This is a genomic window from Bacteroides sp. OF04-15BH (genome assembly GCF_003477995.1).
GTDB lineage: Bacteria > Bacteroidota > Bacteroidia > Bacteroidales > Bacteroidaceae > Paraprevotella.
In genome coordinates, this window is the sequence record NZ_QUEM01000002.1 from 198471 (window position 1) to 214819 (window position 16349).

15 protein-coding genes are annotated in these 16349 nt (G+C 50.7%); 12 read left to right on the top strand and 3 right to left on the bottom strand.

Going from position 1 to position 16349, the window contains the following annotated elements; genetic code table 11:
- Positions 1 to 19: 19 nt before the first annotated feature.
- Genes DXA74_RS01800 through DXA74_RS01810 form a run of 3 tightly spaced genes read right to left on the bottom strand, consistent with a single transcriptional unit; the run spans position 20 to position 2506 of the window.
- Positions 20 to 523 carry a metallophosphoesterase gene (locus DXA74_RS01800; RefSeq protein ID WP_118525110.1) on the bottom strand — a complete coding sequence of 168 codons (504 nt, stop codon included), beginning with the start codon at positions 521 to 523 and terminating at the stop codon, positions 20 to 22.
- Positions 520 to 1146 (bottom strand): AAA family ATPase, encoded by a 627-nt coding sequence (locus DXA74_RS01805; RefSeq protein ID WP_118525111.1) that lies wholly within the window; start codon positions 1144 to 1146, stop codon positions 520 to 522. The genes DXA74_RS01800 and DXA74_RS01805 overlap by 4 nt, the downstream gene beginning before the upstream one ends.
- Positions 1133 to 2506, bottom strand: coding sequence for an MATE family efflux transporter (locus DXA74_RS01810; RefSeq protein ID WP_118525112.1), 1374 nt, complete (start codon positions 2504 to 2506; stop codon positions 1133 to 1135). The genes DXA74_RS01805 and DXA74_RS01810 overlap by 14 nt, the downstream gene beginning before the upstream one ends.
- 225 nt (positions 2507 to 2731) lie before the next feature.
- Here DXA74_RS01810 and mnmA point away from each other — a divergent pair, with 225 nt between their 5' ends.
- From mnmA to DXA74_RS01870, 12 genes are all read left to right on the top strand, one after another.
- Positions 2732 to 3865 carry a tRNA 2-thiouridine(34) synthase MnmA gene (gene mnmA, locus DXA74_RS01815; RefSeq protein WP_118525113.1) on the top strand — a complete coding sequence of 378 codons (1134 nt, stop codon included), beginning with the start codon at positions 2732 to 2734 and terminating at the stop codon, positions 3863 to 3865.
- The gene (xseA, locus tag DXA74_RS01820; protein ID WP_118525114.1) at positions 3862 to 5160 is read left to right on the top strand and encodes an exodeoxyribonuclease VII large subunit; all 1299 of its coding nucleotides are present in this window, start codon (positions 3862 to 3864) and stop codon (positions 5158 to 5160) included. Before mnmA ends, xseA begins: the two co-directional genes overlap by 4 nt.
- A 27-nt stretch (positions 5161 to 5187) precedes the next feature.
- Positions 5188 to 5394, top strand: a complete 207-nt coding sequence (xseB, locus tag DXA74_RS01825) for an exodeoxyribonuclease VII small subunit (protein WP_118525115.1) — start codon at positions 5188 to 5190, stop codon at positions 5392 to 5394.
- Positions 5395 to 5589: 195 nt separating this feature from the next.
- Positions 5590 to 6612, top strand: a complete 1023-nt coding sequence (locus DXA74_RS01830; RefSeq protein WP_118525116.1) for a branched-chain amino acid aminotransferase — start codon at positions 5590 to 5592, stop codon at positions 6610 to 6612.
- Between the two features lie 243 nt (positions 6613 to 6855).
- Entirely contained in the window at positions 6856 to 7728 is an 873-nt protein-coding gene (locus DXA74_RS01835) for an OmpA family protein (protein ID WP_118525117.1), read from the top strand.
- Between the two features lie 136 nt (positions 7729 to 7864).
- A complete protein-coding gene (trmB, locus tag DXA74_RS01840; protein WP_118525118.1) occupies positions 7865 to 8641 on the top strand; it encodes a tRNA (guanosine(46)-N7)-methyltransferase TrmB in 777 nt (258 codons plus the stop codon).
- A gap of 31 nt (positions 8642 to 8672) precedes the next feature.
- Entirely contained in the window at positions 8673 to 9773 is a 1101-nt protein-coding gene (locus tag DXA74_RS01845; RefSeq protein ID WP_118525119.1) for an Mrp/NBP35 family ATP-binding protein, read from the top strand.
- A gap of 102 nt (positions 9774 to 9875) precedes the next feature.
- Positions 9876 to 11267 (top strand): MFS transporter, encoded by a 1392-nt coding sequence (locus DXA74_RS01850; protein WP_233550410.1) that lies wholly within the window; start codon positions 9876 to 9878, stop codon positions 11265 to 11267.
- Positions 11268 to 11361: 94 nt separating this feature from the next.
- The gene (locus DXA74_RS01855) at positions 11362 to 12096 is read left to right on the top strand and encodes a bifunctional 2-polyprenyl-6-hydroxyphenol methylase/3-demethylubiquinol 3-O-methyltransferase UbiG (protein ID WP_118525121.1); all 735 of its coding nucleotides are present in this window, start codon (positions 11362 to 11364) and stop codon (positions 12094 to 12096) included.
- A 10-nt stretch (positions 12097 to 12106) separates the two neighbouring features.
- Entirely contained in the window at positions 12107 to 14599 is a 2493-nt protein-coding gene (locus DXA74_RS01860; protein ID WP_118525122.1) for a hybrid sensor histidine kinase/response regulator, read from the top strand.
- A gap of 12 nt (positions 14600 to 14611) precedes the next feature.
- Complete coding sequence (locus DXA74_RS01865) at positions 14612 to 15958, top strand: sigma-54 dependent transcriptional regulator (protein ID WP_118525138.1); 1347 nt, start codon at positions 14612 to 14614, stop codon at positions 15956 to 15958.
- A 185-nt stretch (positions 15959 to 16143) separates the two neighbouring features.
- On the top strand, positions 16144 to 16349 hold a 206-nt coding region (locus DXA74_RS01870), incomplete at its 3' end, for a hypothetical protein (RefSeq protein WP_147400997.1).

The following is a 16349-nucleotide window of genomic DNA, read 5'->3' on the forward strand; positions in this document are numbered from 1 at the left end:
GTATATGTTTTTAGGTTTCTTATTCGTTTTCGCGGGCACCCAGCTCAATGACTTCCAGATTGCTGAAGTTGCCCTGTGATAAAGTGACCCGGATGAGGGTGCGCACCTTGTGCCAGCCCATGATTCCGGCGGCTCCGGGATTGATGTAAAGCAGATTCATCTGCCGGTCGAACATCACTTTCAGGATGTGTGAATGGCCGGCAATGAACAGCTGGGGGCGCTTTTCGGCCAGAATTTTCCGGATTCCCGGTGCATATTTCCCGGGATAGCCCCCGATGTGCGTCATCATCACACGGGTATTTTCGCACTCCCATTCCAGAATCTGGGGATAAGTCTTGCGGGTGTCGCCGCCGTCGCAGTTGCCGCATACGGCCTTTACGGGGCGGAATTCCTCCAGGCGGCGGATCAGCTCAAACGAGCCGATATCTCCGGCATGCCAGATTTCGTCGCACTCGGCAAAGTATTCCAGATAGCGGTCGTCCCAATAGCCGTGTGTGTCCGAAAGGATTCCTATCCGTTTCATAAGCCCAGCTTTTTCACGATGAAGGACTTCAGGAAGTCTGCCGTTCCCTCAATGCCCAGCACCGACGAGTTGATGCAGATGTGATAGGTGGCAGCCTCGCCCCAGGTGAGAGCGCTGTAATAGTTGTAGTATGACGCGCGCTTGTCGTCGCCTTCGAGAGCCCGTTTTTCGGCTTCCTGGGCATCTACCTGCAGATTCTGCATCAGGCGGGCCACACGGTCTTCCATATCGGCCGAGATGAAGATGTTTACGCAGCGCGGATGGTCGCGCAGCACATAGTCGGCACAGCGGCCCACAAACACACACGATTCCTTTTCGGCCGCTTTCTTGATGGCATCGCTCTGGAACTTGAAGAGCGATTCCGAGCTGAGCTGGTTGCCGTAAGGGTCGCCGCTGCTGGTAAAGGGAATGATGGAGTTGAACAGACTCTTTACAAAGCCGCGGTGCTCGTCGTCGCGCTCAAAGAAGTATTTGCTGAAGCCGCTTTCCTGTGCGGCCAGATCGAGCACCTCCTTGTCGTAGAACTTGATGCCGAATTCCTTGGCCAGAATAGTGCCAATGGCATGGCCGCCGCTACCCAGCTGGCGTCCGATGTTGAGTACAAAATTTTTATTGTTGTCCATTGTTTGCCAAATGTCTTTGTTTCATTTTCTTGTTTTGTATCACCAGCATGGCGGCTGTGACGATGCAAGCCACCAGGTCGGATGCCGGCATGGCCATCCAGATTCCGTCCAGTTGCCAGAAACGGGGGAAGATGATAAGAGCCGGAACCAGAAACAGTAATTGACGTGTTAAAGATAAGAAAATACTTTTACCTGCGTGTCCGATACTCTGAAAAAAGTTTGTCGTGGCAATCTGAAAACCGATAATCGGATAGAAAATGACGATAATCCGCATACCGTGGGCGGCCATGTCAATAAGTTTCTCGTCGCTGGTGAAGGCGCGGGCACAGAGCTCGGGAGTAAATTCACCGATGAGGAATCCCAGGGTGGTTACCACTGTGGCGCTGTAAATCGTGTAGCGAAGCACCCGGAACACACGGTCAATGTGCCCCGCTCCATAGTTGTATCCGGCAATGGGCTGCATGCCCTGGTTGATACCGATCACAATCATGATGAAGAGGAACAGTACGCGGTTCACGATACCGTAGGCTCCGATGGCCAGGTCGCCTCCGTATTCGGCCAGACCGCGGTTAATCAGAATCACAACGAGACAGGCACAGGTGTTCATCAGGAACGGAGAAAGACCGATGGCGATGGTGTCCAAAACGATCTTTTTCTTCAGCCGGTAGATGCCCCGCCGGAAGTGAAGCGCCTCTTTCTTGTTGCTGAACACCACAAACTGCCATACCAGCGCAATAATCTGGGCCAGAATGGTGGCATAGGCCGCTCCCTTGATGCCCATGTGGAACTGGTAGATGAACAGCGGGTCGAGTATGGTGTTGATGACCACGGTGAGGATGGTGGCATACATGGACATCTGCGGATGACCGGCCGAGCGGAGCAGGGCATTCAGTCCCAGATAGCTGTGTGTCACCACATTACCCAGCAAAATGATTTCCATATAGTCGCGGGCATAGGGGATGGTGGTCTCGCTGGCCCCGAAGAAATAGAGAATGGGGTCCAGGAATATCAGGGCAATGATTCCGAACAGAATACCCAGAATCAGGTTGAGAACCACCACATTGCCCAAAATGTTCTGGGCTGTCTGGTAATCCTTCTGTCCTAACTTTACGGACATGAGGGTGGCAGCTCCCACACCGACCATGGAACCGAAGGCTGCCGACAGGTTCATCAGCGGAAAGGTAATGGCCAGACCCGAAATGGCCATGGCGCCGACACCTTGTCCGATAAAGATGCTGTCTACCATATTATATAAGGAGGAGGCGGTCATGGCGATGACTGCCGGAATGGCGTATGCCATCAAAAGTTTGCCCACGGGGCGTGTGCCCAGTTCGGTGGGTGAAGATGCTTTTCCTGACATAATGAATCTTTTGTTTATGAATCGATAAATGATGCTGCAAAGGTACAAAAAAAACTACTTCGGCTTTCTTTTGCTCTCAAAAAAAGCATCTTGCGCCCCTGCCGTCGCGAGCGTTCCGGTTGTACGGAAATATTAAAAACAGTCGCCGTATCCGATAATATGTGAATTTGCTCCTGCCAATTCATTTTTTTCCGTATTTTTGCTTTTCTGAAATAGAGAGACATTATGAAGAAGAAAGTATTGGTAGGCATGTCGGGCGGAATAGACAGCTCGTCCGTGTGCCTGATGTTGAAGGATAAAGGATATGAAGTAATCGGAATAACCATGCGGGTGTGGGATTTGCCCCAGCATTTTTCGGAACCCGGACAGGAACAGCCCAACCACGTGATGCAGGCCCGCGAACTGGCCGAGCGTTTGGGCATAGAGCACTATGTGGCCGATGAGAGAGCCTCTTTCAAAGACGTGGTGGTGCGTAACTTTATCGACGAATATCTCAACGGACGGACTCCGAATCCGTGTGTCATGTGTAACCCCACCTTTAAGTTCCGCATGCTGATGGAATGGGCCGACCGTTTGGGTTGTGACTATATAGCCACCGGCCATTATGTGCAGAAGGTGGAGCAGGACGGTTCTGTTTACCTCAAGTGCGGTGCCGACACCAAGAAGGACCAGTCTTATTTCCTCTGGCGCCTGTCGCAGGAGGTGCTCCGTCGCTGTATCTTCCCTTTGGGAGATACCACCAAGGACAAGGTGCGTGCCTATCTCACCGAAAAGGGCTTTGAAGCCAAGGCCCGCGGCGGGGAATCCATGGAGGTGTGCTTCATTCCGGGCGACTATCGGGAGTTTCTGAAAGAGCAGCTTCCGGATCTGGAGCAGAAAGTAGGGCCGGGTGACTTTGTGGACGAACAGGGTCATAAGCTGGGCCGCCATCAGGGCTTTCCCTTTTACACGGTGGGACAGCGTAAAGGACTGGGAATTGCTCTGGGAAAACCGGCCTTTGTGTTGAAAATCAATCCGCAGAAGAATACGGTGATGCTGGGCGATGCCGACCGCCTGATGACAGAATATATGCTGGTGGAGCAGCCCAACTGGGTGAATGCCGATGCGCTGCCTGCCGAGGGACTGGCGGTGCGCATCCGTTACCGCAGCAAGCCGATTCCCTGCACCCTGAAGAAGGTGAACCGACTGTGGGAGGAAAAAGATGCCAAGGGCGATTTGTATCTGGTGCATTTCCACGAACCGGCTTCGGCCGTCACCCCGGGACAGTCGGCGGTGTTCTACGTAGATGATCTGGTCGTGGGCGGTGGATATATTGTTTCGCAGAAAGGAATACATTCTTATATAGAGGAGTTTGCATGAAAGATGCCTTGTCGTTGCTGGAACTGAACCGGATGGTGCGGCGCACAATCGACCTGGAATTCCAGCAGTCTTATTGGATTCAGGCCGAGCTGAGCGAGGTGCGCGAGGCCTATCAGGGCCATTGCTATCTGGAGTTTGTCCAGAAGGATGAGTTCTCCGGACAGCTGGTGGCCAAGGCGCGAGGCGCCATCTGGGTTTCGGCCTATCGGGTGCTCAAACCTTATTTTGAACGCGAAACCGGGCAATGTCTGGCCGCGGGAATCAAGGTGCTGGTGTGCGTGCGGGTGGTTTTTCACGAACTCTACGGTTATACGCTTACGGTAGAGGATATCGACCCGGCCTATACTTTGGGCGATCTGGCCCGTCGGCGTCGGGAGATATTGGACCAGTTGCGCCGCGAGGGGGTGATAGACGACAACAAGAATCTGGTGATGCCGCTGCTTGCCACTCGGGTGGCGGTCATCTCTTCCAGAACGGCTGCGGGATTTGAGGACTTCTGCGATCAGTTGCTTCATAACGATTACGGATTCCGTTTTACGGTGCGTCTGTTTCCGGCCGTGATGCAGGGAGAGCGTGTCGAAGAGACCGTCTTGGCCGCCCTCGATCAGATTCTGGAGCAGCGCGACCGGTGGGATGTGGTGGTCATCATCCGCGGAGGAGGAGCCACGAGCGACCTCTCCGGTTTTGATACTTATCTGCTGGCGGCAAGCTGTGCCCAGTTTCCGCTGCCTATTATTACGGGTATCGGTCACGAGCGCGACGACACGGTGCTCGATGCCGTGGCACACACGCGGGTCAAGACGCCTACGGCGGCGGCTGCCTGTCTGTTGAACCACATGTTGCAGACGGCCTCCCGGCTGGAGCAGTTGCAGGAAGATCTTCTTCGGTCTGTCCGCGAACGTCTCACGGAGGAGCAGTTGCGCCTGACGACTCTGATTACCCGTTTGCCCGTGGTTTTCAATTCGGTGAAAAGCCGGGCCGAACAGCAGATTCTCAGTGCCGAGCATGCTCTTCAGGCCGCAGTCCGTATGCGGGTACAGCGCGAGTTGCTCAGGCTGGATACGCAGGAGGAACGCCTGGCACAGGGATTCCGCAACCGGCTGGAGCACGAAAAACGTCAGTTGGATTTCTATGCCCGTCAGGTGCAGGCACTCGATCCGGAGCGTTTGTTGAAGCTGGGCTATAGCCTGACCTACCGGAACGGGCAGATTGTGACCTGTGCCGACGAACTGCAGCCGGGCGATGTGATTGAAACCCATCTGGCCGAGGGACGCGTGCACTCAAAAGTTTTATAAGGAGAATCAAAAAATACCCGATGACTTATGCCGAGAAAAAATAATGCCAAAAACTATGAAGAAGCCATAGCCGCCCTGCAGGAAATCCTGAAACAGGTGGAAAACAATGAACTGGGAATTGACCAGCTGGCCGAAAAATTGAAAGAAGCAAAGACTCTGATTGCGTATTGTAAGGAAAAACTGTACCATACCGATGAGGAGATACGAAAAATATTAGATAGCGAGGAAAAATAATTTCAATTTGGAATTTATTTCCTTTCTTTGTTTAAAATATGAAATTTTTCTATAACTTTGCACACAGCAGCCCGACACAGACATCTGCATGAGTGGTGCCGGACAGAACAATAGAGAAAGAAAAACAATAATTTATAGGTTAACGAGCGAAGATACAAAAGCATAACCTTTGCGTTTTCGCATTATTGATTGAATATGAAAGAGATCGATTGGGCAAATCTGTCTTTCGGTTATATGCCGACAGATTACAATGTCCGCTGCTACTATCGCGACGGAAAATGGGGAGAAATTGAAGTGTGTTCAGAGCAGACCATCAATATTCACATGGCTGCTACCTGCCTGCACTACGGACAGGAAGCTTTTGAGGGACTGAAAGCTTACCGCTGCCCTGACGGCAAAGTGCGTGTATTCCGCATGGATGAAAATGCGGCACGCCTGCAAAGCACTTGTCGCGGAATATTGATGCCGGAGGTATCTACCGAACTTTTTGAAGAGATGGTGACCAAGGTGGTGCGTCTGAACGAGCGCTTCATCCCGCCATACGAGAGCGGTGCCTCACTGTATATCCGTCCGTTGCTGATCGGTACCGGAGCACAGGTGGGTGTTCATCCTGCCGACGAGTATATGTTCGTGATTTTCGTAACTCCGGTTGGCCCTTATTTCAAAGGCGGTTTTGCAACCAATCCTTATGTGATTATCCGCGAGTTCGACCGTGCCGCTCCGCTGGGAACAGGTATCTATAAGGTGGGAGGTAACTATGCCGCCAGCTTGCGTGCCAACAAGATGGCTCACGATCTGGGTTATTCTTGCGAGTTCTATCTCGATGCCAAGGAAAAGAAATACATCGACGAGTGCGGTGCCGCCAACTTCTTCGGTATTAAGAACAATACATACATCACTCCGAAATCATCATCCATTCTGCCTTCAATTACCAACAAGAGTCTGATGCAGCTGGCAGAGGATATGGGTATGAAAGTAGAGCGCAGACAGATTCCGGAAGAGGAACTGGCTACCTTCGAAGAGGCCGGTGCCTGCGGTACTGCTGCGGTAATCAGTCCAATTGAACGGATTGATGATCTGGAAAACAAGAAGAGCTATGTCATCAGTAAGGATGGCAAGCCGGGACCAATCAGCACCAAGCTGTATCACCACTTGCGCGGTATCCAATACGGAACCGAACCAGACGTACACGGATGGACCAAGGTGGTTATCGAATAACCTGACGTTTGCGAGACATTCAAAAAACATTTTACAGAATAGAAGCCGGCTTCTGAAAGGAATTTTCGGAAAGCCGGCTTTATTTTTGCGGTGTAATTTCTACTAATATTCAGCCATTTAAATTTATTTTACTAGGAAAAAAGTCTTCTTTTTAAAATATATTCGTATTTTTGGCGCCGATAATGGACCATAAAGTCCGCGAATAATCTTAATTTAGTAATAGAAAACATTAAATCCCTGATTATGAAACATTCTATTTCGTTGTTTACGATGGTCGTTGCGCTGTTCCTGCTTTCAGGATGTGTAACGAAGAAAAAGTATGCTTCTTTGCAGACAGAGAAGAGCAAACTGGAGACCCAGTATCAGAACGCACAATTGCAGTTGGCAGAAAATAAAGCAAATATCAAGAGCCTGGAAGAAAGACTGGCTGAGGCTCAGAAGGCCAATGCCGAGTTGAAGGCATCTTATGCAGCATTGCAGAACTCTTTGGACAAGAGTATCCAGCAGAATTCACAGGGTAACGTGAATATCTCAAAACTGGTTGACGAAATCAATGCTTCCAACAAGTTTATCAAACAGCTGGTTGAGGCTAAGGACAAGTCAGATTCTTTGAATATGGTATTGACCAACAACCTGACCCGTTCTTTGAGTCGTGACGAGTTGCAGGATGTAGACATCAAGGTGCTGAAAGGTGTTGTTTACATTTCTTTGTCAGACAACATGTTGTATAAGTCTGGTAGCTATGAGATCAGCGACCGCGCCGGAGAGACTCTGAGCAAGATTGCGAAGATCATAACCGACTACAAGGACTACGATGTATTGGTAGAGGGTAACACCGATACAGATCCGATTTCACGTCCGAATATCCGAAACAACTGGGATTTGAGTGCCCTGCGCGCCTCTTCTGTAGTACAGGCTTTGCAGAACCTGTATGGTGTAGATCCTTCTCGTCTGACTGCTGCCGGACGCGGAGAGTACAACCCGATTGCCGACAACACATCTGCTGCCGGAAAACAGAGAAACCGCCGCACTCAGATTATCATTACTCCTAAGCTGGATCAGTTCATGGATCTGATCGAGAAGGCTCCGGAGACTGAAGGAGAGCAGATGCAGTAAATGAAGTCATTCTGACAGAAAAATCATAGTAGAATACCGCATACGTTGAAAAACGCGTGCGGTATCTATTTATTTTAGGGAGGTATCCAAAATTTGAATAAGAAACAGAGAAAATCAGTAACGATCAAAGAAAAGCATGGGAAAAGGTAAATTGGCTAAGTTTGCCGATATGGCAGAATATCCGCACGTATTTGAGTATCCGTATTCAGTAGTTGACAATGTGCCGTTCGAAGGAAAAGGAAAATGGCATGAATTCTTCGGAAACCAGAATCCGATTGTCCTGGAGCTGGGATGCGGTCGCGGGGAATATACCGTGGGACTGGCACGCTTGTATCCGGAAAAGAACTTCATCGGAGTAGATATCAAAGGGGCCCGAATGTGGACCGGAGCTACGGAATCTATGCGTGAGGGCCTGAAGAACGTTGCTTTTCTGCGTACGAATATCGAGATTATCGACCGTTTCTTCGAACCGGACGAGGTGCAGGAAATCTGGCTTACCTTCAGCGATCCGCAGATGAAAAAGGTTACCAAGCGACTGACCTCTACTTTTTTCATGAACCGCTACCGCAAATTTCTGGTGGACGGCGGTCTGATTCACCTGAAAACAGACTCTAATTTCCTGTTTACCTACACCAACTATATGGTGGAGAAAAATGCTCTTCCGGTGGAATTCTCCACTACAGACCTGTATCACAGCGTGCTGGCCGAGCATCCCGATACGGAGGAGGCCCGTATTCTGAGCATACAGACCTATTACGAGCAGCAGTGGATTGATCGCGGACTGAACATCAAATACCTGCGTTTCCGCCTGCCGCATGCCGGCGAGCTGCAGGAGCCTGAGGTGGAAATCGAGCTGGATGATTACAGAAGCTATAATCGCAGCAAGCGAAGCGGTCTGGCTACCTCCAAGTAAGAATCTATACATTTAAAATATAAAACAGAATATGAATATCTATCCTAAACTGATTATGGATGCGCTCGCCACAGTGCGCTATCCGGGTACCGGCAAGAATATTGTCGAGGCAGAGATGGTAGAGGATGATTTGCGCATCAGCGGTTTGCACGTTAGTTTCTCTCTTATTTTCGATAAACCGACAAATCCGTTTATCAAGTCCATCGTGAAAGCGGCCGAGGCTGCCATTCACGCTTATGTGGCTAAGGAAGTAGAGGTGGAAATCAACATAAAGACCATTCAGGCCCCGCGTCCCGAAGTGGGCAAACTGTTGCCGGGTGTGAAGAATATCATTGCCGTATCTTCTGGAAAAGGTGGTGTGGGCAAGTCTACCGTAGCTGCCAATCTGGCTGTTGCGTTGGCCAAGATGGGCTTTAAGGTCGGTTTGCTCGATGCCGATATTTTCGGTCCGAGTGTGCCGAAGATGTTCCAGATGGAGGATGCCCGCCCGTATGCCGAGAATATTAATGGCCGCGACATGATCATTCCGGTGGAGAAGTATGGCATCAAGGTGCTTTCCATCGGTTTCTTTGTAGACCCCGACCAGGCTACCTTGTGGCGTGGCGGTATGGCCAGCAATGCCCTGAAGCAGCTCATCGGCGATGCCGAATGGGGTGATTTGGACTATTTTGTGCTCGATACTCCTCCGGGAACCAGCGACATTCACCTCACTCTGGTGCAGACGCTGCCGATTACCGGTGCCGTGATTGTCAGCACACCGCAGCAGGTGGCTTTGGCCGATGCACGCAAGGGTATCAATATGTATATGAACGATAAGGTGAATGTGCCTATCCTCGGACTGGTGGAAAATATGGCTTGGTTCACGCCGGCCGAACTTCCGGAGAACAAGTATTACATCTTTGGTAAGGAAGGTGTGAAGCATCTGGCCGAGGAAATGAACGTGCCGTTGCTGGGACAGATTCCGGTGGTGCAGAGCATCTGCGAGAACGGCGACAAGGGAACTCCCGAAGCTTTGGATGGAGAAACTCCGGTGGGCAAGTCGTTCATGAAACTGGCAGCTGCCGTAGTGCGCCAGACAGACAAGAGAAATCAGGAACAGGCTCCGACACACATTGTGGAAGTAAGCAAGTAAAGCGAGCTGTGCTCCTATAGATACAGCCTCCCCGCGTGCAGCTCTGTGCTGTGCGGGGAGGTTTTTCAGGTTAATAAGTTTTCAGGTAAAGATTGGATGAATATGGATAGTCTGAAAGTTACAGGCAATCTGGAGTGGGACGGATTGCACCGTCCACAGATATTTTATGCGATGGCCGCCATTTTTTCGGGTTTGTTTCTGTCAGTTATTGACGGAAGCATCTGTAATGTGGCGCTTCCCAGCATTTCCAAGGAACTGCAGGTCAGTTCTTCCGATTCCATTTGGGTGGTGAATGGATTCCAGCTCGTGGTGATGATGTTTCTGTTGCCTTTTTCCTCGTTGGGTGAACTGAAAGGATTCAAACAGGTATATCTGACCGGGCTGGTGGTATTCCTGGTCGGCTCTCTTTGCTGCACCTTTTCAGTAACCCTGACACAGCTTGTGCTTTCGCGCATGTTGCAGGGAGTGGGTGCTGCCATGGTGATGAGTGTGAACGGCTCACTGGTGCGCCTGATCTATCCCAAAAAACATTTGCCCAAGGGCTTTGGACTGAATGCCATGGTGGTTGCTTTGGCCGCTGTGGCCGGTCCGACATTGGCCGCCGGTATTCTTGCCGTGGCTTCGTGGCCCTGGCTGTTTGCCATCAACATTCCGGTGGGAGTGGTCACTTTCTACTTTGCCTGGAAATATCTGCCCGATAATCCTACACGCATCGAAGGGCGCCGTTTTGATTATCGTTCGGCTTGTATGAATGCCCTTACTTTCGGTCTTTTTATCGGCACATTGGAAGCTTATGCTCATGGTGCGAGCCTGACCTGGGTGTTTGGCGGACTCGTTTTGTTGCTTGCTGTGGGCACACTCTTTGTGCGCCAGCAGTTGTCGCAACCTTATCCCATGCTGCCTTTTGACCTGTTGCGCATACCGGTTTTCGGTTTGTCCGTTCTGACAAGTATTTGTTCTTTCACTTCGCAGATGCTGGCCATGGTATCCATTCCCTTTCTGTTGCACCACACTTTTGGGTTTGATGCCGTGCGTACCGGTTTGTTTATGACAGCCTGGCCGCTGGTCATCGTATTTGCTTCACCTGTTGCCGGCTTTCTGGTCGGCAAGATTCACGCCGGACTGTTAGGAGGTATCGGTCTGCTGATTATGAGTTGCGGATGTTTTCTGTTGTCTACAATGCCGGCGTCTGCGCCACAGATGCTGCTGATTGCCGGACTGATGCTGTGTGGCTTGGGATTCGGACTGTTCCAGTCGCCCAACAATCACCTGATGCTCAGTTCCGCTCCAGCCTATCGCAGTGGAGGTGCGAGCGGCATGCAGGCTACGGCCCGTCTCGTCGGTCAGACCACGGGAGCCACTCTGGTGGCTTTGATGTTCCACCTCACTCCCGATTCAGCTCCTCATAATGCGCTGTTGCTGGCCGGAGTGCTTACCTTTGTCGGCGCCTTTGTTTCCTCTTCACGTGTGAAGGCAAAACGCGTGGAGCGCTAGGCATTTTTCATTTTTAACACGCTGCGCGGGGAGAGTCCTCCCTGTTGCCGAAAAAAAACATTATATTTGCGATAATATCAAAAGCCTATTTTTTATGATAACCACAGTATTGGATTCCAGTTCCGACCCGATGGGGGCGGCATTGCAGGAGTATATGAAAAAGGGGAAAGCCTCCAAGTTACGCGTGCTTTCTTCTTTGTTTGACGAAGATGAATTGCCGGTGCCTCTGTTGTTCCGCGAAGAGAAAGACATGTCGGATATCGAGCGAAAGGCTCTGGAACTGGCCCGGGGGCGTGTGCTCGATGTGGGAGCCGGTGCGGGTTGTCATAGTCTGGTCTTGCAGAACAGAGGGCTGGAAGTTACTGCCATAGACATTTCTCCGCTGTCGGTACAGGTACAGCAGGAGAGAGGGGTGTGGGATGCCCGTGTGGTCAACCTGTTCGACCCGACCTTTGCCGAGCAGTATGACACCATCCTGTTTCTGATGAACGGATCGGGCATTGTGGGCAAGCTGGAGAACATGCCTGCATTTTTCAACAAGATGAAGCTTTTACTTGCCGAGGGAGGACGCGTCTATATGGATTCGTCCGACTTGAGATATATTTTTGAGAACGAGGACGGAAGTCTGGACATTGACTTGAATGCCGCTTATTATGGAGAAGTGGACTATCAGATGAAATACAGAAATGTTTCCGGTCCGAAGTTCGACTGGCTCTATGTAGATTTTGAAACATTATCTTATTATGCTTCGGAATACGGTTTTACGGCGACCAAGATTCTCGAAGGCGGTCATTACGACTATCTTGCTTGTATAGAACGACAGAAATAAGGAGGGATTGATGAAACTGGGAACTTCCATAAAGGTGGCCTTTGGCTATGTGATCCTTATTCTGCTGCTTATGGTGTCGATTTTTTATATCTACGACAAATTGATGCTGTTGGAGCGGTCTGAGCAGGCCGAAAAAGCCATCACCGAGCGCCGTCGTGCCGTGAATACCGTGGTGAGCCGGCTGTATGAAGCCGAAATCGTGGCTCAGTATGTCAGCATCGGGCAGATTCCGAATTCACAGGCCTATCAGGAAGCCATGAAGAGCGCTTGCGAGGCAATAGACTCTCTGCGGACTGTATTTACCGACGAAGGGCAGCGCCTGCGTCTCGACACACTGAAGGATTTGTTGGGACAAAAGGAAAAGAACATGCGGTCGTTGCTCCATCTGGTGAGCGACACCAAGGAGAATCAGGCCTACAAAAGCCAGATCAAGAAAATGATTGCTCAGCAGGATACGGTGGTGAACCAGCCGAAGATCCAGAAAAAGGTGATCACTAACAATCAGTCTTATGTTGTCAAGCAGAAAAAGAAGAAACGATTCTTCCAGCGTCTGGCCGAGGCTTTCTCTCCGGCCAAGGAAGATTCCACCGAGGTGAACAAAGTGGTTCAGGAGGTTTATATCGACACGGTGCAGCAGGAAGCCTATAATGCGGCCGACACGCTGGTGAATATCTTGCAGCGGGCAGAAGACAGCGTGTCGCTGCAGAAGTCACGCCGCACTGACCTGATCCGTAACCGGCTGAAAGAACAGCAGGCATCCGGTGCCTTGCTCAGCCTGAAGGTTACCCAAATGCTGGAAACCATCGAGCAGGAAGAACAGCAACTGCTGAACCGAAGGATGCAACGTGAGGCCGAGATCCGTCAGAAAGCGGCTTTGACTCTGGCCATTATTTCCATATCGGCGGTGTTGCTGGCTTTGGTGTTCTCCTTTATCGTGTGGAGAGACATCACACAGAGCAATCATTACCGCAAGGAGTTGGAAAAGGCCAAGAAGCGGGCTGAAGACCTGTTGCAGGTGCGTGAACGACTGATGCTCACCATCACCCATGATATCAAGGCTCCTGTCGGCTCCATTCTGGGATATATAGATTTGCTTTCGCGCCTGCTCAAGGAGAAGCGTTCGCAGTTCTATCTGGAGAATATGCGCAGTTCGGCGCAGCATCTGCTCCGGCTGGTCACTTCGCTGCTTGATTTTCATCGCCTGGATGCCAATAAGATGGACATTCAGAGTGTGGCATTCAATCCCAAGCAGCTTTTCGAGACTTTGTTTACCAGCTTCGTGCCGTTGGCCCATAAGAAAGGGCTGGAGATTACCGCCGAACTGGACGAGGCCTTGAACGGAAGCTTTGCGGGAGATCCTTTCCGCATTCGTCAGATTACCGACAACTTGTTGAGTAATGCGCTGAAATTTACGGAAAAGGGTGGAATCACACTTCAGGTAAAACTGGAAGAACCCCTGATGCATATCGCCGTGAAAGATACCGGCTGCGGCATGTCGCTTGAGGAACAGAAGAAAGTGTTCCAAGCATTTACCCGCCTTACCAGTGCGCAAGGACAGGAAGGTTTCGGTCTGGGACTGTCCATTACTCAGAAACTGGTGGAACTTTTGGGCGGAAGCATCCGCATAGGCAGCCATGTAGGGCATGGAACCACGTTTCATGTTTATCTGCCTTTGAAGCACGAGCCGCTGCATCAGAAAGCGGATGAGGAGATGCCGCAGATGCGGGGCAAACTGCGTGTGGTGATGATTGACGATGACCGCATACAGATGCAGTTGAACCGGGCGATGTTCGAGTCTACTCTGGGCGACCAGAAACTGGAACTGACTTGTTGCCTGAGCCCTGAAGAACTGTTCGAGGCCCTGAAGAAACAGGAATACGACCTTTTGTTTACCGACATACAGATGCCGGGAATGAACGGTTTTGAGCTGCTGAAATCGGTCCGTGCCCTTTCGGGCACTTGCGGACGGAGTATTCCGGTGGTGGCCATTACCGCTCGCAGCGACATGAGCGAGCAGGATTTTGTAGCCCACGGATTTGCGGCCAGCCTGTATAAGCCGTTCAATGCCGGTGAACTGGTCAAGACCGTAGAACGTGTTCTGGGAATGAGTACCGGTGTGCAGGTCGATGAAACGCCCGAACCGGCTCCCGCTACGGAACCGCAGCTCGATTTCAAGAATCTGCTGGCTTTTGCCGACGGAGACCGTGAGGCTTCGCGGCAGATTCTGGAGACCTTCGTGGCCGAAAGCACACAGAATGTGGAGCAGATGAGGCTGGCTTTGGAGCAGGAAGACATCAGGCGTGTGGGAGAGATAACTCACAAGATGCTCCCTTCGTACACCATGCTCGGCGCGCAGGAAGTGTGTCAGGTGTTGAAAGTGTTGGAAACCAAACGCACCATGAACACCATGAACGAGGAAGAAAAGGAAATGATCAGAAATCTGATGCTTCAGATTCAGGATATAATAAAACAAGGAGAGCGCGAGGCCTCCTTAGTGTCATAAAATATGGGAACAATGAAGTCCATTTTAATTGTAGAAGACGATTTGACTTTTTCTACCATGTTGAAAACCTGGTTAGGAAAAAGAGGCTTTGCCGTGGATACGGCGAGCAATAACGCACGTGCCCGGAAAATCCTGCATCAGCAGGAATACGACCTGGTGCTTTCCGACCTCCGTCTGCCCGACGAGGACGGTCTTTATCTGTTGTCCTGGCTGCGCGGCATGGGCAACAACACCCCGTTTATCATCATGACCAGTTATGCCGAGGTGCAAAATGTGGTGGATGCCATGAAGCAGGGAGCCAGCGATTATATTGCCAAACCGGTTCAGCCCGACATACTCCTTAAAAAGATTGACGATGCCCTGAGCGCTCCTCTGCCCGACGACAGCAAACTCGATGTCGTGGCGGGCGAAGCGGATCATGACTCCTATACGAACAATTTTCTGGAAGGCGAAAGCGAAGCGGCGCGCATGCTCTATAATTATGTGCGTCTGGTGGCGCCGACCCCGATGTCGGTACTCATCAACGGAGCTAGCGGTACGGGTAAGGAGTATGTGGCCCACCGCATCCATCAGCTCAGCAAGCGGGCCGACAAGCCTTTTGTGGCCATTGACTGCGGTGCCATGCTCAAGGAGCTTGCCGCCTCCGAATTCTTCGGCCATGTGAAAGGCTCGTTTACCGGAGCCGTGACCGACAAGACCGGTGCTTTTGTGGAGGCCAATGGGGGAACCTTGTTTTTGGATGAAGTCGGAAACTTGAGCTATGATGTGCAGGTGCAGTTGCTGCGCGCCATTCAGGAACACCGCATCCGTCCGGTGGGCTCTACTCAGGAAATCGAGGTGGATGTGCGTCTGGTCTGTGCCACAAACGAGAATCTGGAGCAGGCTATTGCCAATGGACAGTTTCGTGAGGACTTGTATCATCGCATCAATGAGTTTACGTTGAAGATGCCGGCATTGAAGGACCGTCAGGAAGACATTCTGCTTTTTGCCAATTTCTTCCTCGATCAGGCCAACCGCGAGCTCGACAAGGATTTGATTGGTTTTGATATGAATGCCGAGCGGGCGTTGCAAACCTATTCCTGGCCCGGTAACTTGCGTCAGATGAAAAATGTGATTAAACGTGCCACTTTGTTGGCCAAGGGAGATTTCATCACGCGCGAAGATTTGGGCGAGCAACTTACCGAGGTGCGTCCTGCTGCCCCGCAGAATACTTTTGCCCTGCATGATGCCGTATCAGAGAAGGAACGTATCCTCCAGGCACTTCAGGCCACGAACAATAACAAGAGCAAGGCGGCCCAACTGTTGGGCATCGACCGGAAAACGCTCTATAACAAACTCAAACTTTATCAGCTGTCCTGATTGTGGACAAATTCTACAGTCGGGTTGCATAAATTCCACAATTCCACACTTCGCCACAGGAGTGTGGATTTTTTTTATTCTTGAGAATCAATGTATTACTACTTTTTGGTACGATTGGCACGCCACTTGCATGATATTAAGCAGAACAAGCAAACAAGAAAATATAAACTAAAAACGATAAGATTATGAGAAAGTTATTTGTAGCAGTAGCAGCAGTGATGGTAGTAAGTGCAACAGCATTTTCAAGCAATAATAAGATGACAAATAGAGTGGTTGATGAACCGGATACTGTTGTTGTAGATTCTAGCAAAGCACAAACATTAGTAGACGACACCGTAACTTCAGACACCGTAGTTACCGCCGATGAAACTACATTTGCTCTGGCAATGGC